The 20,186-nt window shown below is 66.7% G+C and carries 15 protein-coding genes; 11 read left to right on the forward strand and 4 right to left on the reverse strand.

All coding sequences use genetic code 11. The features are described 5' to 3' along the window. Window positions 1–2: 2 nt before the first annotated feature. Together Q1A71_RS12055 and Q1A71_RS12060 are read left to right on the forward strand one after the other, a co-directional pair. Entirely contained in the window at window positions 3–2,375 is a 2,373-nt protein-coding gene (locus Q1A71_RS12055) for a xanthine dehydrogenase family protein molybdopterin-binding subunit (RefSeq protein WP_299676080.1), read from the forward strand. Between the two features lie 106 nt (window positions 2,376–2,481). Further along, entirely contained in the window at window positions 2,482–3,270 is a 789-nt protein-coding gene (locus Q1A71_RS12060) for a xanthine dehydrogenase family protein subunit M (RefSeq protein ID WP_299676083.1), read from the forward strand. A 57-nt stretch (window positions 3,271–3,327) separates the two neighbouring features. On the opposite strand, the gene Q1A71_RS12065 is transcribed toward Q1A71_RS12060, so the two are convergent. Together Q1A71_RS12065 and Q1A71_RS12070 are read right to left on the reverse strand one after the other, a co-directional pair. After that, window positions 3,328–4,209, reverse strand: coding sequence for an FAD:protein FMN transferase (locus Q1A71_RS12065; RefSeq protein WP_299676085.1), 882 nt, complete (start codon window positions 4,207–4,209; stop codon window positions 3,328–3,330). Continuing rightward, window positions 4,206–6,302, reverse strand: a complete 2,097-nt coding sequence (locus Q1A71_RS12070) for a 4Fe-4S binding protein (RefSeq protein WP_299676088.1) — start codon at window positions 6,300–6,302, stop codon at window positions 4,206–4,208. Before Q1A71_RS12070 ends, Q1A71_RS12065 begins: the two co-directional genes overlap by 4 nt. 300 nt (window positions 6,303–6,602) lie before the next feature. Between Q1A71_RS12070 and Q1A71_RS12075 the strand changes: the two genes are divergently transcribed. The 3 genes from Q1A71_RS12075 to cls all read left to right on the forward strand — a co-directional run bounded on the left by Q1A71_RS12075 (window position 6,603) and on the right by cls (window position 9,111). Further along, entirely contained in the window at window positions 6,603–6,788 is a 186-nt protein-coding gene (locus Q1A71_RS12075; RefSeq protein WP_299676091.1) for a hypothetical protein, read from the forward strand. A 209-nt stretch (window positions 6,789–6,997) separates the two neighbouring features. Continuing rightward, the gene (locus tag Q1A71_RS12080; RefSeq protein WP_299677019.1) at window positions 6,998–7,681 is read left to right on the forward strand and encodes an endonuclease/exonuclease/phosphatase family protein; all 684 of its coding nucleotides are present in this window, start codon (window positions 6,998–7,000) and stop codon (window positions 7,679–7,681) included. Next, window positions 7,678–9,111 carry a cardiolipin synthase gene (gene cls / locus Q1A71_RS12085; protein ID WP_299676094.1) on the forward strand — a complete coding sequence of 478 codons (1,434 nt, stop codon included), beginning with the start codon at window positions 7,678–7,680 and terminating at the stop codon, window positions 9,109–9,111. Before Q1A71_RS12080 ends, cls begins: the two co-directional genes overlap by 4 nt. 12 nt (window positions 9,112–9,123) lie before the next feature. Here cls and Q1A71_RS12090 read toward each other — a convergent pair whose 3' ends face one another. Then, complete coding sequence (locus tag Q1A71_RS12090; protein ID WP_299676097.1) at window positions 9,124–10,002, reverse strand: DMT family transporter; 879 nt, start codon at window positions 10,000–10,002, stop codon at window positions 9,124–9,126. Window positions 10,003–10,112: 110 nt separating this feature from the next. Between Q1A71_RS12090 and Q1A71_RS12095 the strand changes: the two genes are divergently transcribed. The 3 genes from Q1A71_RS12095 (at window position 10,113) to Q1A71_RS12105 (ending at window position 12,405) form a co-directional block, all read left to right on the forward strand. Then, window positions 10,113–11,009 carry a LysR substrate-binding domain-containing protein gene (locus Q1A71_RS12095; protein WP_299676099.1) on the forward strand — a complete coding sequence of 299 codons (897 nt, stop codon included), beginning with the start codon at window positions 10,113–10,115 and terminating at the stop codon, window positions 11,007–11,009. Between the two features lie 189 nt (window positions 11,010–11,198). Continuing rightward, the gene (locus Q1A71_RS12100) at window positions 11,199–11,555 is read left to right on the forward strand and encodes a hypothetical protein (protein ID WP_299676102.1); all 357 of its coding nucleotides are present in this window, start codon (window positions 11,199–11,201) and stop codon (window positions 11,553–11,555) included. Between the two features lie 160 nt (window positions 11,556–11,715). Then, window positions 11,716–12,405 (forward strand): hypothetical protein, encoded by a 690-nt coding sequence (locus Q1A71_RS12105; protein ID WP_299676105.1) that lies wholly within the window; start codon window positions 11,716–11,718, stop codon window positions 12,403–12,405. 3 nt (window positions 12,406–12,408) lie between these two features. Here the strand turns inward: Q1A71_RS12105 and Q1A71_RS12110 are convergent, their stop codons facing one another. Continuing rightward, on the reverse strand, window positions 12,409–13,914 hold the full coding sequence (locus Q1A71_RS12110; RefSeq protein WP_299676108.1) for a winged helix-turn-helix domain-containing protein: 1,506 nt from the start codon (window positions 13,912–13,914) through the stop codon (window positions 12,409–12,411). Window positions 13,915–14,256: 342 nt separating this feature from the next. Here Q1A71_RS12110 and Q1A71_RS12115 point away from each other — a divergent pair, with 342 nt between their 5' ends. From Q1A71_RS12115 to Q1A71_RS12125, 3 genes are all read left to right on the forward strand, one after another. Further along, the gene (locus Q1A71_RS12115; protein ID WP_299676111.1) at window positions 14,257–16,512 is read left to right on the forward strand and encodes a DUF6851 domain-containing protein; all 2,256 of its coding nucleotides are present in this window, start codon (window positions 14,257–14,259) and stop codon (window positions 16,510–16,512) included. Between the two features lie 437 nt (window positions 16,513–16,949). Then, on the forward strand, window positions 16,950–18,824 hold the full coding sequence (locus Q1A71_RS12120; protein WP_299676114.1) for a serine hydrolase: 1,875 nt from the start codon (window positions 16,950–16,952) through the stop codon (window positions 18,822–18,824). An 82-nt stretch (window positions 18,825–18,906) separates the two neighbouring features. Next, complete coding sequence (locus tag Q1A71_RS12125; protein WP_299676117.1) at window positions 18,907–20,133, forward strand: helix-turn-helix transcriptional regulator; 1,227 nt, start codon at window positions 18,907–18,909, stop codon at window positions 20,131–20,133. The last annotated feature ends 53 nt before the right edge of the window (window positions 20,134–20,186 follow it).

The following is a 20,186-nucleotide window of genomic DNA, read 5'->3' on the forward strand; positions in this document are numbered from 1 at the left end:
ATATGCCGAAAGACGGAGGCATTGGCGCCAGTTCCAAGCGGCGCGAGGACGTACGGTTCCTGACCGGGACCGGAAATTACACCGACGACATCAACATCCACGGGCAGGCGCACGTGTTTTTCCTGCGCTCTGACATCGCCCATGGCACGATCACGTCGGTCGACACCGGCGCCGCCGAGGGGATGCCGGGGGTCGTGAAGGTCTTCACCGGCGCGGATTTTGAAGCCGTCGGCGGCATGCCCTGCGGCTGGCAGGTGACGGACAAGCATGGCCAGCCGATGCAGGAGCCCAAGCACCCGATCCTGGCCCATGGCAAAGTGCGGCACGTGGGTGAGCCCATCGCAGCTGTTGTCGCTGACACGTTGGAGCAGGCGCGCGATGCGGCCGAAGCCATCGTGGTGGACATCGACGAGCTGCCCGCCGTGGTCGACATGAAGGCGGCGGTCGCCAGCGACGACGTGAAGGTGCATGACGATCTGACCTCGAACCTCTGCTACGACTGGGGGTTTGTCGAAGAGAACAAGGATGCCACGGACGCGGCCTTTGAGGCGGCGGCGCATGTGACGACGCTGGAGCTGGTGAACAACCGGTTAGTCGCCAACCCGATGGAGCCGCGTGTGGCGGTGGGCGATTATGCCCGGGGCACGGACGAGTCGACGCTCTATACAACCTCGCAGAATCCGCATGTGATCCGCCTGCTGATGGGCGCTTTCGTGCTTGGAATCCCTGAGCACAAGCTGCGTGTGGTGGCCCCGGATGTGGGCGGCGGCTTCGGCACCAAGATCTTCCACTATCAGGAGGAGGCCTTTTGCACCTTTGCCGCCAAGGCGTGCAACCGCGCGGTCAAGTGGACGTCGAGCCGGTCGGAGGCCTTCATGTCGGACGCCCATGGCCGCGACCATGTGACCAAGATCGAACTGGCGCTGGACGGGGACAACAACTTCACCGCCGTGCGCACCGAGACCTATGCCAACATGGGGGCTTACCTGAGCACCTTTGCGCCGTCGATCCCGACCTGGCTGCATGGCACGCTGATGGCGGGGAACTACAAGACGCCGCTGATCTATGTGAACGTGAAGGCGGTGTTTACGAATACGGTGCCGGTCGATGCCTATCGCGGGGCCGGTCGGCCCGAGGCGACGTTCCAGCTGGAGCGGGTGATCGACAAGGCGGCGCGGGAGCTGGGCGTCGACCCGGTGGAACTGCGGCGGCAGAACTTCATCACCGAGTTTCCTTATGCGACGCCAGTGGCGGTGGAGTATGACACCGGCGATTACCACGCGACCATGGACAAGGTGCTGGAGATCTCGGATCGGGACGGGTTCGCAGCCCGCCGGGCCGAGAGCGAGGCCAAGGGCAAGCTGCGCGGCTTTGGCATCAACTGCTTCATCGAGGCCTGCGGCATCGCGCCCTCGAACCTCGTGGGGCAATTGGGCGCGCGCGCGGGGCTCTATGAGAGCGCCACGGTGCGGGTCAATGCCACCGGCGGTCTGGTGGTGATGACCGGCTCGCATTCTCACGGGCAGGGGCATGAGACCTCCTTTGCGCAGGTGGTGGCCGACATGATCGGGATCGACGAGAACATGGTCGAGATCGTGCATGGCGACACCTCCAAGACGCCGATGGGCATGGGCACCTATGGCTCGCGCTCGATCGCGGTGGGGGGCTCGGCCATGGTGCGCGCGACCGAGAAGATCATCGCTAAGGCGAAGAAGATCGCCTCGCACCTGCTGGAGGCCTCCGAGAGCGATATCGAGCTCAAGGACGGCGCCTTCAGTGTCGCGGGCACGGATAAATCGGTGGCCTGGGGGGATGTGACCCTGGCGGCTTACGTGCCGCATAACTACCCGCTGGAGGACATCGAGCCGGGGCTGGAGGAGACGGCGTTCTATGATCCGTCGAACTTCACCTATCCGGCGGGCGCCTACACCTGTGAAGTGGAGGTCGATCCGGCCACCGGCGAGGTCACCATCGAGCGCTTTGCCTCGGCCGATGACTTCGGCAATGTGGTCAACCCGATGATCGTGGAAGGGCAGGTGCATGGCGGGATCGCGCAAGGCATCGGCCAGGCGCTGCTGGAGAACTGTTCCTATGACGAGAACGGCCAGCTGCTGACGGCGAGTTACATGGATTACACCATGCCGCGCGCCGACAACCTGCCGCAGATGGATCACTATGTGGTCGATCACTCCTGCCAGACGCCCTGCACGCACAACCCCTTGGGCGTGAAGGGCTGTGGCGAGGCCGGGGCCATCGGCTCGCCGCCGACGGTGATCAATGCGATTATTGATGCGCTGCAGTCGGGCGGGCATGATGTCGCGCATATCGACATGCCGGCAACCCCGGCACGTGTCTGGGCGGCGATGCACGGGTGATGAGCTTGGGGCGCGAGCGGTCGATGCCGCCTCGCGCCCTCGCAGTTTATCTGGCAAGATCGAGAGGCCCCGCGGGACCCAGACTTGCCGGGAGAGGAGACAGAATATGTACAACTTCGATGTAGAGACCCCGGGCACGGTGGCCGATGCGGTTGCCGCTATGGGGCGCGATGAGGCGCAGGCGCTGGGGGGCGGTCAGACGCTGATCCCGACGCTGAAGCAACGGTTGGCGAGCCCGTCGGTGCTGGTGAGCCTGAGCGGTGTGGCCGAGATGAAGGGCGTCTGCACCGGCGATGACGGGCAGCTGTGTATCGGCGGAGCGACCACCCATGCGACGGTCGCGCGGGAGGCGACGCAGTACCCCGCGCTGGCGGCGATGGCGAGCCATATCGGCGACCCGGCGGTGCGCAACCGCGGCACGATCGGCGGATCGCTGGCCAACAACGACCCTTCTGCCTGTTATCCCGCGGGTGTTCTGGGCTCGGGGGCCACGGTGGTGACCAACACCCGCGAGATCGCGGCCGATGACTATTTCCAGGGCATGTTCGACACCGCGCTGGACGAGGGCGAGATCATCACCGAGGTGCGCTTTCCGATCCCCGAGGCGGCGAACTATCAGAAGTTCGTGCAGCCCGCGTCGCGCTTTGCGCTGGTGGGCGTCTTTGTGGCGAAGTTCGCCGATGGGGTGCGTGTGGCAGTGACAGGGGCCTCGGAAGACGGTGTCTTCCGCTGGTCCGAGGCCGAGGCGGCGCTGTCGTCGGACTTCTCCGCCGGGGCGCTTGATGGGCTGTCGCTGTCGGGCGACGGCATGATCTCCGACCTGCACGGCACCGGCGCCTACCGGGCGCATCTGGTGGCTGTGATGACCAAGCGTGCGGTGGACGCCGTCGCCTGAGACGCGGACCCATCGGCCAAGACCTGACGCCGCCTCTCGGGGCGGCGTTTTCCGTTTCTAGAGGGTGATCAGATCACCGGTGTGGTCAACGGCAATGATACGCCGGACCCCCGGACGAACGCGCAGCTCTTCCATGAGAGACAGCGGCGCGAGGCAGAGCGCGGTGGAGAGTGCGTCGGCCTCGGTTGCCCGTGTTGCGGTGACCGAGACCGTGGACCAGCGAGGTGCACCGCCCGTTGGCCCAAAGATATGGCCGCTGCCGTTCAGCCGGGTCGCGCCGGGGCTGGAGGTCGCAACCGCGCCGTCCTGCAGGGTCAGATGACCCAGATGACCATGCGCGGGGTCGGAGAGGCCGAGCCGGCGCGCGGGGCCGAAGGCGGCATGCTCGCCGATGTTCACATGGATGTCGCGCAGGCCCGCGCGGCGCAGCGCGTCGCTGACCAGATCGGTGGCGTAGCCCTGGGCGATGCCGTTGAAGCTGAGCTGTTGGCCCGGAGAGAGATGGAGGCCCGCAGGGCCGAACGCCACACGGGACCAGTCCACATGCGCGCGGGCCTGCTCCAGCGGCGCGCCCGTGGCCAGAGCCTGCCAGAGCACCTGCACCGTGGGATCGAAGAGGCCGCCGGTTGCCGCATGGACCGCGTCGCTCGCCGCGAAGAGCGCCAGCATATCCGGGGGCGGGGCGGCGAGATGTCCCGTGCGGTTCAGCGTGACGAGCCGGCTCTCGGGATCGTAGAGGCTGAACAGCGCCTCGATGCGGGCGATCAGCCGCCGCGCCTCGGCGAGCGCCGGTTCGGCCATCTCGGCGGGGCCACGGATCACGACGCTGACATCTGCGCCCAACGCCCGCCCGTGCCAGCGGGTTGTGAAACCCGCGGCACGGGCGGGCGCCCCCAGAGCGGCGCAGCTGATCGCGAGGAAGCGGCGGCGAGAGATCATTCGGCGGCCACCCTGCGCCGCGTCCCGGCCCGGTCCGCGAGGATCAGCGGCACGCATTGCGCCCGGTCGTCGTGGATCGTCACGCAATCGAGGCAGTGGAAGCATTCATCATAGCGGATCTCGCCGGTCTGCTTGATCGCGCCATAGCGGCATTTGACCTTGCAGAGCTGGCAGGGGCTGCCGCAGGCCTCGCGCCGGGGGATCCACGCCCGACCTCGGACCAGCCCGCCGATAGCCAGAAACGCGCCCAAGGGGCAGACGTAGCGGCAGAAGCCCTTGAAGAGCACCATCGACAGGAGCAGCCAGAAGACCGCGTAGGCGACATAGTACCATTCGCGCACGAAAAAGGTGGTGATGGCGGTCTTGAAGGGTTCGACCTCTGCCGCCTTGTCGGTGTAGCCGGGGGCCACGACGACCACCGCGACGAGGGCCCCGAGCACGGCGTATTTGAGCCAGCTCAGGCGTGCGTCCCATGTCGCGTTGGGTTCGATCTGGGGGATGCGAAGGGCGCGGCCGATGTGGCTCGCGAATTCCTGCAGCGCGCCGAAGGGGCAGAGCCAGCCGCAGAAGAGGCCACGGCCCCAGAGCACGAGACCGAGCAGCGCAAAGCCCCAGATCACCAGCGAGAAGGCGTCGTAGATCAGGAAGGCGTAGGAGCCGCCCTCGAGGGCCGCGCGCAGCGTGGCGAGCGGCGTGACGATGGAGAGCTGGCCCTGGCCCCACCAGCCGATGAAGCCCGTGACAGCGGCGAGGATACCGAGGCGTATGGGGGTGTAGTGGCGCAGTGCTGCCAATTCGGACTGCCGCAGCAGCAGGACGGCGCAGAGCGTGGTGAGGGCCACGGCGGCAATGGCGATATCCACGGCGCGCCCGCGCAGCGCCTCCAGCCAGGGCGGATTGGGCGCCTGCACCACGGGGCGGGAGAAGAACCGTGCGTCGGTCTGATGCGTCAGGTCGAGCGAGACGGAGCCGATCTCGGGCTGGAACATGCCATGTTCGCGCACGGCCTTCACCTTGAACGTCCAGTCCGAGGCGGGGTCGAACCCCAGCCGCCGGTCGGTGCGCAGGATCAGCCCCGCGCCGAAATCCGCGGCGTCGTGCAGCGCGTCGGGCACATCGTCGTTGAGCTCGATGATCAGGTCGGCGTCGCGCAGGGCGATGGGGAAGCCGCCCTGTTCCGCGCTCAGCCAGTCGGGCGCGGTGTTGCGCACGAAGTCCTCGGAAACGAGGCCATGGCGGCCCGCTTCGATCACCAGCAGGGGCTCGTCGCTGGTGGAGATGGACATGAAGTCTTGCAGCGCTGCGAAGCCGTCCTCGGAGAGCACGGCGCGGGCAATCGACGGCGGGCCGAGGTCCACGAGCCAGAGGTCGAGGTAGATGCCTTCGGGGTCGTCCAGCGCGTCGGGGTCGTCATCCTCCCAGACAGTTCCGTCAAAGAGCGCCTGGATCTCGGCGTTGGTGACGGTCTTGCGGGCGACGAGACCCTGGGCGACCAGATCGTCCCAGGTGAGGTCTTCGGTGTGGTCGCGGTTGGGGTAGGCGGGCGGGCCGGCGGAGACGCCGCCCATCTTCTCGCGCGCGATCTGGAGGGCTGCGGCGAGGATGCTTTCATGGGCGATACGCACGCTGGCGGTGCCCTTGGTCACCCCGTCGAGGTAGACCAGTGCGGAGCTGTCGTCTCCTGCGCCATAGGGCGAGCCGACCACGAGGCTGTCGGAGATCGAGTGGCCGCGGTACTGCGTGAAGAAGTCGAAGAAGAGCTTTTCGGGCAGGCCGGACACGAAGATGGGTTCGTTGTGGGTGAGCAGTTGCACATCAAGAAAGCGCCCGTCGAGGTCGAGCACCACCAGCGCATTGATCGGCGCGCCGGAGAAGCCGGGCAGGGGCGCCATGGGTTCGGTCTCGAAGACATAGCCCGCATGCGCGCCGCCCGAGTTCAGGAGTTCATAGACGCCCTGGTCGTTGATCACCTCGCCCAGCGACATGGGAGGTACGATCAGCGGGGCAAGCACGTCGCGCGGGGAGGGTTCCGCCGACGCGGAGGACGGTCCCAGGACCGCGAGGATCCAGAGCAGAAGGGCGCGCACCAACATGCGCGCATGATTGCACGGGAGCGCCGGGGCGACGAAATGCGACTTTGGTCGGGGGCGCTCCAGTGCGGAGGTGGCGACGCGTCCTGGGCCCGTGCGAAGCGCGAGGCCGCCGGTTCGAAGAGATCTTATGGTCGCTGCTGCTGTTGTACAGCGACACGGGCCCGCCGCCCGTCGCCGTTGCACGCGCCGCCCGTGTTCTGGCCGATGGGATCGCCGGGATCAGGGCGGCGATCCCCCGCGTCGCGGGCGTAGAATAGCATGGCTGGACTTGCGGGATGACGGAGGGCACCGGCTTCTCGAGTGATGCAGCTCGCTCGGCTTTTGCCGGACTTTGACGCGACCGATCGGATGGTGACGGACGAAACCGGGATGTCTGCTGCCGGGGGTGGCGGATGTCACCGGCGCCTTGCGCTTCGGCACGGCTCTGTGGCAGTTGCGCGGGTGCCCGAAGCGGCGGTGGACGTCGAGGGCAAGGCCGCGCTCTGAGAGGCGGGCATGCGGCCAAGTGCGGGGGCCCGCTATTGGCCCCTCGCGCGCGGAATTTTGTCGCGGGCTCTTGCCAAAGTCGCCGCGGGGCGGTGAACTCCGCCCAGAGCGTGTGGTGGCCCCGGGGGATGTCATCCGGTGCAGCAGGTTGAAGGATGTGCCATGCGCGAGGCGGGCTGGATAGACGTGTTGAGAGTGACCGCCGCGTGATGCGGATCGCCAGCTATAATATCCGCAAGGCGGTCGGCCTCGACTGGCGGCGTGACCCGGACCGGATTGCCGATGTGCTGGCGGAGATCGATGCGGATGTGGTGGTGCTGCAGGAGGCCGACAAGCGCACCGGGCCGCGCGAGGGTGTGCTGCCGCTTGAGCGTCTGGAGCGCGAGCAGGGCTATGTGCTGGCCGATGTCTCGGCCCGCCCGCTGAGCCATGGCTGGCACGGCAATGCGATCCTGATGCGGGACCGATTTGCGGTGCGGGAGACCTGCCGGATCGACATCCCCTCGCTGGAGCCGCGGGGCGCTGTTGCGGTACGGGTCGGTCCGCCAGATCTGGAGGTGGTGGGCGCGCATCTTGGCCTCACCCGCGCGATCCGGCGCAAGCAGATGACGGCGCTGCAGGCCTACCTCGACGGGTGCGATCATCCGGTCATCATCGCCGGTGATTTCAACGAGTGGAACGGAGACAAGATGGGGTTTGATGCGGGTGCGCGCGTGGTCTCGCCCGGGCCGAGCTTTCATGCCGCGCGCCCGGTCACGGCGCTCGACCGCTTCGTGCTGGCGGGCGCGGTGCGGCCCGTCTCCGCGCATGTGCATCGCTCGGAACTGGCGCGGCGGGCCTCGGACCATCTTCCCATCGTGATGGATGTGGCCTTCGCGGAGGCTGCGCGATGATCTGGCTGGCGGTGGCGGCGCATGTCTTCGTGGTGATCGGCTTCACCACGCGGATCCTGCTGCGCGATGACCTGTCGCCGCCCGCGCGCATGGCCTGGTTCGTGGTGCTGAACCTGCTGCCCTATTTCGGCAGCGCGGTTTACTTCCTCTTCGGCGAGGTCGATCTGGGGCACCGGGCGAACAGGCGGCATCAGGCGGTCTTTGATGCGCTGCGCGCCAAGATGGCGGATTTCATGGGCGCGCCCGGATCGGCCGATGACCTGATTGCGCCGCTGTACCGCCCGGCGTTTCACTATGCAGCCTCGATCAATGGGTTTCACCCGGTGCCGGGCAACCGGGCGGAGCTGCTGGCAGACGAGGCGGCCACCACGGCGCGGCTGGTGCAGGACATTGAGGCCGCGACCGAGCGGGTGAGCGTGCTCTACTACATCTGGCTGACCGACGAGACAGGCACGGCGATCGCCGAGGCCCTTATTCGCGCGGCGCAGCGCGGCGTGATCTGCCGGGCGCTGGCGGATGGTCTGGGCTCGCGGCGGCTGGTGCGCTCGCCGCTCTGGCGGCGCATGGGCGAGGCGGGCGTGCAATGCGCAGTGACGCTGCCGCTGAAAAAGCCGGTGCGCACGGTGCTGACCAGTCGGCTGGATCTGCGCAACCACCGCAAGATCACCGTGATCGACGGCAGGATCACCTATTGCGGCAGCCAGAATGCGGCGGACCCGGCGTTTCTGATCAAGGCGCAATACGGGCCCTGGGTGGATGTGATGCTGCGCTTCGAAGGGCCGGTGGTGGCGCAGAACGAGATCTTGTTCCTGAGCGACTGGCTGCAGGCGACGGGGGAGCATCTGGAGGCCTTCGACCTCTATGAGGAGCCGCAGGCGGGCGGGTTTCCGGCGCAGGTGATGGGCGACGGGCCGACCGAGCGGCGGGGTGCGACGCCGCAGCTCTTCTCGGGGCTTTTTGCCTCGGCGCAGGAGGAGCTGATCCTGTCGACACCCTATTTCGTGCCGGATGCCACCGTTCTGGAGGCGCTCTGTGCGGCAGCGCACCGCGGGGTGGCGGTGCAGTTGATCTTCCCCAAGCGCAATGACAGCTGGGTGGTGGCGGCGGCGAGCCGGAGCTACTATCGCAAGCTGTTGTCCGCAGGCTGTCAGATCCACGAGTACCGGGACGGGCTGCTGCATGCCAAGACGCTGACCGTGGATGGCTGTGTGAGCGTGATCGGGTCGTCGAACCTCGACCAGCGCAGCTTTGACCTGAATTACGAGAACAACATCCTGCTGCAGGATCCAGGCGTGACATGCGATCTGCGGGCGCGCCAGCAGAGCTATGTCGCGCAGTCGGATGTGGTGCATCATGCCGAGGTGCTGGCCTGGCCGCGGCACGAGCGGATCTGGCACAATGTCATCGCCACCATCGGGCCGGTGCTCTAGCCGGCGCGCGGGTCAGCGCCGCCGGGGCAGGGCGAGCAGGCCCGCTGCGAAGATCAGGCCGATGCCGAGGAGCGCCACGGGGCCCGGACGCTCGCCGAAGAAGAGGTGGCCCCAGAGCAGGCTGAACAGAAGATAGCTGTAATCGAAGACGGCCACGGTGACCGGGGGGCCGCTCTGATAGGCGAAGGCCGCGCCCACGCTGCCGATGAGGATGATCACCGCGAGTGCCGCGATGGTCCCGATCAGCCGCGCGTCGAGCGGCTGCCAGGGGCCGCGCAGCACCCCGCCGTCTGCGCGTGAGAGGAGCCCCAGTGCCAGCCCTGCGACGATGAAGCCGATGTTGAGCGCCAGGGCCAGGACCAGCGGGCTCTCCTCGCGGCACCGGGCGGCGGTCAGCATCATGGCGCAGGCGTAGAGCCCGGCGGCGAGCAGCGGCAGCAGGGTGGCGGGTTGGAGGGCATCTGCATCCGGGCGCAGGATCAGCAGGACGCCCAGAAAGCCGCCCGTGATCGCGGCCCATGCGCGGGGGGTCGGCCAGCGGCGGGCCTGTGCCGCCGCGAGGGCGAGGATGAAGAGCGGACCGGTGTAATAGGCGGCTGCGGCGAGCGAGAGCGGCATCTGCGGCAGGGCGAGGTAGTAGCTGAGCCACATCACGACCAGAAGCGCGCTGCGCAGCGCCACCCAGAAGGGGGCTGCGGGCCAGAGCGGACCTTGCCGGCGCGCCAGGACCCAAAGCATCGGCAGGGCCAGGGCCGAGCGCAGGATATACATCTGCCACAGCGGCAGCGACAGGCCCGTACCCTTGATCAGCGCATCCCCGAGCGAGAGCGCAAAGACCGAGAGGATGATCGCCAGGATGGCGGCGGACCTGCCGTGCGGTGGCGCTGTCATGGGGTGGGCCTTCGAAAGGGTCTCATGCAGCAGAAAAATCATGTAAAAGAGGAGGTATAAAATGAGTTCCTCTCTCATTTGCATGAGGTAAAGTTATGGAGCAGCGAAGATTGGCACTGCCGCCGCTGTCACGGTTGCGGCCGTTCGAGGCGGCAGCGCGGTTGGAGAGCTTTTCGCGTGCGGCGGAGGAGCTGGGCATGACCCAGACGGCGGTGAGCAAGCAGATCGCGCAGCTGGAGCGGGAGCTGGACACACCGCTCTTTGAGCGGCGGAACCGGGCGGTGTTTCTCACCGACGCGGGGCGCAGGCTGGGCCGCGTGGTGAGTGCGGCCCTGTCGGACATCGCGACGGAGATGAACGCGCTGCGCGGGGCGCGGCTGTCCGGGGAGCTGATCCTTCAATGCCAGCTGTGCGAGGCGTTCTATTGGCTGATGCCGCGGCTGGCCCGGTTTCACGAGCGTCATCCCGGTGTCGAATTGCGGGTGGTCACCACTCTGCGACCGATCACAGAGGCGACGGAGGCTTTCGACGTGGCCATGCAGACGACGGGGCGGCCCTCGGGCAGTCACCGGCTGGCCTTCACGGCGGCGGACGAGATCTTTCCGGTCTGTGCACCGGAGCTGGTCGCAGGCCGGCCGCTGCCCTTGGACCCGGATGCGCTGGGCGCCTTTGCGCTGCTGTCGCACCGGGTGGTTCCGCAGGACTGGATGGACTGGGCGGCCTGGTTCGAGGCGGTGGGTGTGCCACCGCTGCGGGAGGCGCGGGTCTTGCCGTTTGACAGCTACCCCATGGCGCTGCAGGCCGCGGCGATGGGGCAGGGGGTGGCGCTTGGATGGTCACGGACCACGCAGGCGCTGATCGCCGATGGCAAGCTTGTGCGACCTTGCGCGGAGGCGGTGCGGCGCCCCGAGGAGATCTCGGTATTTCGCGGGGGCGGGCGGCACCTGCATCCCGACACGGACAAGCTGGTGCGGTGGCTCGCAGATGAGCTGTTGGGCGAGGGCTAGGCCATGTGCGCACTGGACGGGCGGCGGGGTCCTTGGCACACATCCCTTGCCCGGAGACTTATGTGGAGCGGTGCCGATGCCGGAGACCCCGATTGAACTCTATCAGCCGCGCGGTGTGAGCGACCTGGGCAGGCGCAGACCGGCCGCCTGCGGGTCAAGCTCTATGGTCTGGTGGCCGCCGGTCGGGAGGTGACCCCCGAGATGCGGGCGGTGGCAGAGCGGATCCTGACCGACGAGGTCCCTGCGAAGGTGGCCGCCATGGGTGAGAGCAACGATCTGGGCTTCGTGATCATTCATCCGGGAGACGGGGGCGTGTCGATCCTGGTGCAATGGTGGGTGCAGGGCTCGGTCCTCTGCCAGCATTTTCACCGCCAGCTCTATGGCGCCGCGGCGCCGCTGGAGACGGCCACGCGCCCGGCCATCGGCTGTGTCTGGGAACTGGCCATCATCGATGCGGAGCGGGAGGCCTGGTGCCGGACCATGATGCAGGCGGACCCCGAGCCGGAGCGCTATCTCGCGATGCGGCTGGTTGAGGGGGCGGTCTGAGGTCGCTTCTTGCCCGCGTAACCCCTTGATGATGCGGCGATACCGCTGAATCAACAAAGAGTCATCGGACGGGCCCCCAGCCCCGGCGATAGGCTTCCTCCATGCGCTGGCTGACCGGCTATGCGCTGCTTTTTCAGAAAGTGATTTGGAGGGTAGAGCCTTGTGCAGCCATCTGGGGAAGTCCTCCTTTGACCGGCGCCCTGCGGGCGGTGGGGCACCCGTTGCGGGGCAGTGGCGGCGGGTCCGCTCACCGGGGCCGGGCGTGCTTTACAACATCGGCAACGTGCTGGCGCTCTGTGCGGGCGTGATCATGCAGTGGGTGCAGATGCGCGGCGAGGCCGGGGTCGGCGCGGCGGTTGTCGCCTATTTTGCCGGCAGCCCCGGCGCGCTGTGGCTGACGGGGTCCATGGTGCTTTTTATTCTGGCGGGTGGTCTCTACCACCGGGGCTGGTCTGAGCCGTCGGGAACGCAGCCGCGGCTGGTGCAGCTGGGAGACCTGATTTCGGGCCTTGCGGCGATCCTGCTGACGGTTGCGCTGGTGTGGATGGGGGATACGGCGCTGGCGCTGCTGGCGGGTGTGCTGCTGGCGGGCGGCAAGCTCGGCACGGCTGTCCTGCCCACGATGCCGGTTCCGGGCAGGGGTCTGCTGGATGGGGCCTGTCGCATGGCGGTGATCGTGAGCCGGGGGCCGTCCATCGCGGCGCTGGCGGTGGCGCTGCTCGACACCAGCGGGTCCCTGGCCGACGTGGCGCTGCCCGCGACGATGATCGTCTGCTTCCTGCTGTGGTTCTGGGCCGATCTGCTGTTGCTGCGGGCGGGGCCGGTGCAGCTGATCGAGGGGAACCGCTAGACGCTAGTCGACGCCCAGCCGGGCGACGGCGTCGTTGTAGGTTGCAAGCGTGGCCTCGGCCACCATGCCCATGTTCTTGGGATATTTATCAAACCTGAAATGGGGGTATTTTGCGCGCAACACCTGCAGTGTTTCGCGGGCGGCCTCGGATTTGTTCTGCAGGGCTTGCGACAGCACACGGATCACATAGGTCGATTCGTAGTCAGGCCCGGTGGCGGCGACCTCTTCGGCCTCCGCGTAGCGGCCCGAGAACAGCAGGTTGCGGCCTTTGGCAAAGGCGTAGAAGGCCGGCGGCAGCGGGCACAGCGAAAACGCCGTGTCGAGCATGTGATCCGCCAGGTCGAATTCGCCCGCAACAAGCGTCAACGAGGAGGCTGTGTTGAGGGCGGCATGCGCGTCGTTTTCGGCGTAATCGGCGGCCCGCACGGCCGCGTCGCGGCCCTGGGCTGCGCGCCCGGTGTTGGCAAAGGCGCGGGCGCATTCGGAGAGGATCAGCGGATCGCGCCCGTCGATCTTCAGCGCACTTTCGGCAGAGAGCGCGGTTTCCGCCACCCATTCCGCCTGGCTGCGGCTGGTCGAGACCGCCTCGCCCCGGTCGCAGAACATGGCGCGCATCAGGTGGCCACGCGCGAACTCCGGGTCCATCTCGATAACCGTCTCGGCGTGCTTGAGCCCGGTTTGCATCGAGACCTGATCGTAGTGTTCCTCCAGATGGCAGGCCATGACGTAGTGTTCGTAGGCGGTGAGCTCGGAGAGCGGGCGGCGGACGGCAAAGCGTTGCTCGGCGCGCATGATGGCCCCCGCCGTGCCGCCGATGTGGTTGGCTACGCTGAGAGCGATGTCGCCGGAGAGCTTGGGCATGGAGGTGATCGGGCGCTCGATGCTCTCGGCCCAGACGTGCAGCCCGTTGCGCCCGTCGATCAGCTGGAACTGTGCCTTCAGGTGATCGGACCAGGCCGAGAGGCTGCTCTCAACCACGTAATCGGCATCGAGCTGGTCGACCACATCGAGGATGGAGTTCGACTTGTCGGCGGCGAATGAGGAGATGCGCGCGATCACGGCGAGATCGCTGAAGCGCGCCAGATCGGTGATCAGCTCGTCGGCCATGCCATCGGCAAAGCGCTGCCAGCGCGGGCCACCTTCAAGGCAGTCGGGCCGCAGCACGGCGATGCGCGGGCGGCGGATGCCCGGTGCGTCGCCGGTCCGGTTGCGGTGCACTTCCACACCGCCGAGCAGCCGGAAGCCTTTGCCGCGGATGGTCTCGATATAGCGCGGGTTGCTTGCGTCATCGCCGAGCGCCTGGCGGATGTCGAAGATGTACTCACGCACCAGATCGGGGGTGACATGCACGTCCTGCCAGATCGCCTTGTGGATTTCGTCGCGCGAGACCACCGCGCCCTGGTTCTGCAGCAGATAGCGCAGCACGGCGCTGGCCTTGCCCGTCAGATGGGCGATTTCTTCCTCCGTCTCAAGGCGGTTTTCCGAAGGAATGAACGACCATGTCCGCATTCGGCGTGCCCCCGCGCGCAATCTGCAACCGATGGAATCAACGTTTAATCAACACAGAGCCTAATGCGGATCGCGTTATCCTCAAAGCCAGGTCTGAGAGGGGCCAGAGCCTGTCGGTGCGGTTGAGGGATATAAGGCGTGAGATATGCGCAAGAGCGGGGCGTAGTTGCGGCCTCTGGCAGTGCAGCGTCATGGTGCACCATATGCCCAGATTATGGGTGCTACTTCTATCTGGAGTTGAGTTAAGATGCTGAATTAAAACAAAACTCTTTGGATCTGCTCGGCTCTGCCATAGGGTTCAGGCACATTTGAAAACAAGGCTATTCTATTGGAGTTGTTATTATGACTGTTCAGCAGCAATCTCTTGTCGCGCAGTGGAACGAGGTGATGCTTGAGGCCATTCGCGAAGGCGGCGCTAAGCCCACCGCGACGACCTATCAGCTGCATCTGGTGAGTTCTGCCGTCTACGACGCCTGGGCCGCCTTCGATCCGGAGGCCTATGGTTACTACTCGGAGATCGACACCGGGCTGGCCGCGACGGAGGCCAACAAGGCCGAAGCGGTGAGCTTTGCGGCCTATGTCGCCTTGAGCGCGCTCTTTCCGGATGAGAGCGACAGGTTCGACGACTTCATGGCGGATCTGGGCTATGACCCGGCGGACGCGGTGCCGGGGACCGGCAGGGCCGCCGGGCTGGGCGCGCTGGCGGCGCAGAATGTCTTTGCCGCGCGGGCCGAGGATGGGGCCAATGCGAATAATGACTTCGCCGATACCAGCGGCTATGTGCCGATCAACTCCGCCGACCCCGCAAGCGGGCGCGCGCCCGGAGGGGATGACTTTGACCCCAACCACTGGCAGCCCTTGCGGGTGCCGACGGGCACGGTGACGGATGCCAATGGTGTCCCGATTGTCGATAATGACGATCCGGCCAGTTACGTGGATCAGGTCGCGCTGACGCCGCACTGGGGATCGGTGGACAGTTTCGCGCTGAGCTCAGGCGATCAGTTCCGCCCGGATGCGCCGCCGCAGCTTGGTGATTTCTCACCCTATGTGGACGGCACCGGCACCGTCACCACCAACGATCAGGCCTACCGCGACCAGATCGCGGAGGTGATCGCGGTCTCGGCCAATCTGACCGATGCGCAGAAGGTCATTGCCGAGCTGTGGGCCGATGGTCCGCGCACCGAGTCGCCTCCCGGTCACTGGAACCAGATCGCCCAGGACATCGCGCTGCGTGACGGGCATGGCATCGACGAGGATGCCAAGCTGTTCTTTGCATTGAATGCAGCCGTCTTTGACGCGGGCATCGCGACCTGGGAGGCGAAATACACCTATGATTACGTGCGCCCGCAGTCTGCGATCCGCGATCTCTTTTATGATCAGCAGATCGAGGCCTGGGGCGGGGTCAACCAGGGCAGGCAGACCATTCTGGGTCAGGACTGGCAACCCTATCAGAACGTCACCTTCGTCACACCGCCCTTCCCGGAGTATGTCTCGGGGCACTCGACGTTTTCGATGGCGGCGGCGCGGACGATTGCGAGTTTTGTCGGTTCGGACGCCTACTATGATGGCGCCTCGCTCAGCAATTACGACCTCGACGGCGTGCCCGGCATTGATCTTTTGGGCCGCTATGAAACCAGCGAGCTGGTCTTTGAGGAGTTCGGCGCCGGGCCGCCCGTCGTGCTGCAATGGGAGACCCTGACCGAGGCGGCGGAGGAGGCGGGGATCTCGCGGCTCTATGGGGGCATCCACATTCAGGATGGCAATCTCAATGGTCTGGAGGTCGGCAAGCAGGTGGCAGCGCAGGCCGAGGTCCGATGGGAGGCGCTGTTCACGCGCGGTGGTGATGATGGGATCGCCGCCGAGGCGCAGGGTGGCTTGATCATAGCGGGCGCCGGTGACGACCGCGTGGCCGGGCGTTTGGGTTCGGATCATGTCGAAGGCGGATCGGGTGACGACCGGCTGGGTGGGCGCAACGGGCGTGACCTGCTGGAGGGGGGCCTCGGCGATGACAGTCTCATTGGCAATCGCGGTGAAGACACGCTGCGGGGCGGTGAGGGCGACGATCTGCTGCGCGGCGGGCGCGACAACGATGTGCTCGACGGAGGGGAGGGCGCGGATACGCTCTTCGGCGGTGGCGACGACGACACGCTCAGCGGTGGCGCTGGCGATGACATGGTCCGTGGTGGCAGCGGCGATGACCTGGCTGCCGGAGGGATCGGCGATGACGAGATGGTCGGAGGCCATGGCCATGACACCATGCAAGGCGAACACGGGTCCGATACGCTTCACGGCGGGCAGGGGGATGACATCCTGTCGGGCGGTGACGGTCCGGATGTGCTCGAGGGTGGGCTAGGCGCTGACACCTTCGTCTTTGGTTTCGCCGAGACCGGTGTCGATCTGGTCAGGGATTTCGACAGCAGCACGGATCAACTGCATCTGATCGGCTTCGGAGCCGGGGCGCAGGTGGGCCTTGCAGCGGGTGCGGTGGGCGTGATGCTTTCGGTCGATGGCGAGGAGATTGCCATCCTGCGGGGCGCCGATGTGGCGGATGTGGTGCTGGGCGAGACCTTTTTCTTTGTCGATGAGCTTTGGGCTTAGCATCCGCGGGCGGGCCGGCGGGGCTTGACCCGCCGGCCCGCCCGCGGCCCCCGCCCGGATGACCCGGGCGGCTCCCGAAGCGCGGTGGCGCCCCGATCAGCACTGCGCGCCTCTGACGACGGAAGGCAGGCATCGACGAGTGGGGCGTGGTACCGATTTTGGTGTCGGCGCCAACTGTCTTGACCATCGGCTATGATCGCGGGCCGGGGCTGCAGTGGTCGTGCCGCGGCATCGGCGTCTGGGACGTGGCGGCGTTGCGCGGGGTGAATGCTCCCTCCAATCCCCCTCTGTGTATGGTGGTCGCAGGGGGAAGTGCCGGCCCCACCTGAAAAATCTGTCCTGACCGATCCAGACGGACGCCTTGGCGTGCGGGACCGGGCATGTGGGCCCTCGGGCGCTGTGCCCGTTTCCACCTGCATTTACCAAGGACCTAACTCATGTCTTTTTTCGACCCTTCTGCCCTGCAAGCGGCCCCCCGTGCCGTGATCGATGCCTTCATGGGCGGCACACCCGCGCCCGCCGTTCTCATGGAGATCTTCCGCGACGGTCTCTCTGTCACCGAGGCCCGCGGGGTCAGTGATATCGCCACCGGCAGGCCGGTGCAGACGGACAGCCAGTTCCAGATCGGATCGCAGACCAAGATGATGACCGGTGTGATTGTCCTGGATCTGGCGGCGGAGGGGGCGCTGGACCTCGATCTGCCGCTGAGCGCCCAGATGGACATCTCCGATCTCGCCGGTATCGCGAATGTCGAGACGGTGACGGTGCGGGAGCTTCTGGCGAACCGGTCGGGCATCCCTGATTTCGACACCATCCCTGGCGCCGGTGGCGCGCCCGCCTTCCTCGAAGCCCTGATCGCGGATCCGACGCAGCCCATGGGCCCCGATGCGCTGCTGGAGTTCGCGCGGGGCGCGCCTGCGTCCTTTGCGCCGGGGACGGAGTATGCCTATTCGAACACCAACTTCCTGCTGCTGCAGACGCTGGTGGAAACGCTGAGCGGGCAGACCTTCAGCCAGCTGCTGGACGACAGGATCTTCGCGCCCAGCGGTATGGCGGCCACGCGCCTTGCGCCGCACAGCGGATCGGCGGAGATGCTGAGCTCCTACGCGGAACTTGTGCCGGGCCAGGTGATCGACGTGACGCAGGCGCCGCTCGATTTCGGCGCGGCGGGCGGTGTGGTCTCGACCACCGGCGATATGGTGCGCTTTCTCGATGCGCTGCTGATCTCGAAGACCCTGTTGCCGCCGGAGCAGTTGGCGCAGATGCTGGATTTTCGCGCGCCGGACGGCACAGCGTCCCTCAATGGCGAAAGCCTCGGCCTGTCGTCTGGCATTGTGTTTGGTCAGCAGCTGATCGGGTTCCAGGGCGGGACACTGGGCACCAAATCGGCGACCTTCGTGCATGTGCAGAGCGGCACCATCGTCTCGGTCGCGGCCTCGCACTCCGGCGCGGAGCCGATCGATCTGCTGCTGGAGGCCTTCGCCGCGGTCTTCGATGATGCGCATTGGGCGAGCTTCGACCCCGGTGACGACAGCTTCGAGATTGCCGGGACGGCGGCGGAGGTCACGCTGGGCGAAGAGGTCGATGTGGCGGGTGAGCCGCAAACGACGCTGGCGCTGGACGGCGCGCAGCTGAGCTTTGATGGCGCGCTCGAAGACCTCGACACGGCGCGGTTCAGGTTCGCGGATGGCTCGACCCTGTGGGTCGGTGGGGACGGGCGCGATGCAGTCGACATCCTGCGATCCGCCCCCGATGCGGCCTGGGCTGACAACCAGATGCTGGGGCTGGGCGGCAACGACCACCTGCGCGGTGGCTTCGGCGACGACAGGATGCTGGGCGGCGACGGGCGGGATGTGCTTCTGGGCCGGGCCGGGGATGACCGGTTGGATGGCGGCGCGGAGGCGGATTTCCTGAGGGGCGGACGCGGTCAGGACACGCTCGACGGTGGCGCGGGGCGCGATTACCTGTCGGGCGGTCGTGGCGATGACCTGCTCACAGGCGGTGCGGGCGACGACCGGCTCTCCGCCGGGGGCGGGGATGACACGCTGGACGGCGGGCAGGGTGCCGACCGGATGTCGGGCGGGCAGGGCGCGGATGTGTTCGTCTTTCGGAGCGACGCCGGGCATGACCGGATTTACGACTTCGATCCGCAGGCCGACAGTCTGGACTTCTCGGCCACCGGTTTGAGGTATGACGATCTGGAGATCACCGGCACGGGGCGCTGCGGCGTGCAGATCGTCTATGGCGAGAATGAGATTGATCTGATCGGCGTATCGCTTACAGAGCTGACGGAGGACGCCTTCCTGTTCTGACCGGAAGCGTCCGACGTCTGTATGCCCGCAGGGGGTGCCGCGCGCATCCTGCGGGCCCTTCGGGGTTGGTTTGAGATTGGATATGACAGCGGCACCCACCGACCTTGAGACCTGGCGGCTGGCGCTGGCGGTGGGGCTGTTGATGGTGTCGGCCTTCTGTACGCATCTGCTGCTGTTGCCGGGGCCCAACCGGGCGGTGCGCCTGCCGTTGGGGCTGTTCTTTCTGTCCAACACCCTGCGGCTGACCGCGCTGCCGGTGGAGCATCTGTTGCTGGCCGCGCCAATGCCGCTGCTCGGCCTCAGCCTCGATCTGGCCGAAGTGCCGCTGAGCATGGTGCAACCGTTTCTGTTGTGGCTTTACGTGCGCCGGCTCACGGCGGATCCGACGCGGGCGGACGCGCCAATCCGGCGCTGGTGGCATCTGGCGCCGGTGATCTTCGGTTGCCTCGTTTATGGCGCGGTGCTGGCGCAGCAGGCGGCCTCGCTCAGTCTTGGCGAAGGATCCCGCGCCGCGGCGTTGCTGCCCGCCACCGTGGGGCTGTTGTGGGGCGCGACCGGGGTGTTCTATGCGCTGGTGCCGTTCTATGCGGTGCTGACCATCCGCCGGCTGCTGTCTTACCGGACCCAGTTGAAGGCGCTTTATGCCAGTACGGAGGGCCGGGAGCTGCGCTGGATCTGGTGTCTGACAGCGGTGGTCGCCGTCTTCTGGAGCGTCAACCTCTTTGCCATCCTGTTGGAGGGGGCCGGTGTGGCGGTCGGGGCGCTGACCCCTGAGGTGTCCTTTTACGCGGAGGCGACGGCACAGATGGCGCTGTTGTGGACCATCGCCATCTGGGGGGTGCGCCAACGGCCCGGCATGGTGCCGCCGCGGCCACGGCGGGAGGAGGAGAGCGAACCGGCGCCGGACGGGCGGAAATACGGCCACTCGGGGTTGGACGAGCGGCACCTGGCGCGGATCGCGGCGAAGATCGAGGCCGTGATGCGCGCCGATACGCTCTACCGCGACCCGGATCTGTCACTCTGGGATCTGGCGGAGAAGGTCGGGGCGAAGCGGCATTATGTCTCGCAGGCGCTGAACGATCATCTGGGGCAGAACTTCTTTGACTATGTGAACGGGTTTCGGATCGAGGATGCAAAAGGGCAGCTGGTCGGGACATCGGCTCCGATCCTGACGATCACCTTCGACGTGGGGTTCAACTCGCGGTCCGTGTTCTACCGCGCGTTCAAGCAGAACGTCGGCATGACGCCGTCTCAGTTCCGGCACCGCGGGCAGCTGGTCGCGGGTGAGGGGCTGCAGACGCTGTCCTGACGGGTGCGCCCCCTTGGCGGCCCGACCTTCCGGATGGGAATTCTTTACAGCCT

This window comes from uncultured Roseobacter sp. (assembly GCF_947493125.1).
Classification (GTDB): Bacteria; Pseudomonadota; Alphaproteobacteria; order Rhodobacterales; family Rhodobacteraceae; genus Roseobacter.

Coding starts and splice junctions, on each gene's coding strand:
- Q1A71_RS12065 (WP_299676085.1), bottom strand. CDS start 4,209: ATGATCTCTCGCCGCCGCTTCCTCGCGATCAGCTGCGCCGCTCTGGGG.
- Q1A71_RS12055 (WP_299676080.1), top strand. CDS start 3: ATGCCGAAAGACGGAGGCATTGGCGCCAGTTCCAAGCGGCGCGAGGAC.
- Q1A71_RS12120 (WP_299676114.1), top strand. CDS start 16,950: ATGTCTTTTTTCGACCCTTCTGCCCTGCAAGCGGCCCCCCGTGCCGTG.
- Q1A71_RS12080 (WP_299677019.1), top strand. CDS start 6,998: ATGCGGATCGCCAGCTATAATATCCGCAAGGCGGTCGGCCTCGACTGG.
- Q1A71_RS12110 (WP_299676108.1), bottom strand. CDS start 13,914: ATGCGGACATGGTCGTTCATTCCTTCGGAAAACCGCCTTGAGACGGAG.
- Q1A71_RS12115 (WP_299676111.1), top strand. CDS start 14,257: ATGACTGTTCAGCAGCAATCTCTTGTCGCGCAGTGGAACGAGGTGATG.
- Q1A71_RS12060 (WP_299676083.1), top strand. CDS start 2,482: ATGTACAACTTCGATGTAGAGACCCCGGGCACGGTGGCCGATGCGGTT.
- Q1A71_RS12090 (WP_299676097.1), bottom strand. CDS start 10,002: ATGACAGCGCCACCGCACGGCAGGTCCGCCGCCATCCTGGCGATCATC.
- cls (WP_299676094.1), top strand. CDS start 7,678: ATGATCTGGCTGGCGGTGGCGGCGCATGTCTTCGTGGTGATCGGCTTC.
- Q1A71_RS12125 (WP_299676117.1), top strand. CDS start 18,907: ATGACAGCGGCACCCACCGACCTTGAGACCTGGCGGCTGGCGCTGGCG.
- Q1A71_RS12070 (WP_299676088.1), bottom strand. CDS start 6,302: ATGTTGGTGCGCGCCCTTCTGCTCTGGATCCTCGCGGTCCTGGGACCG.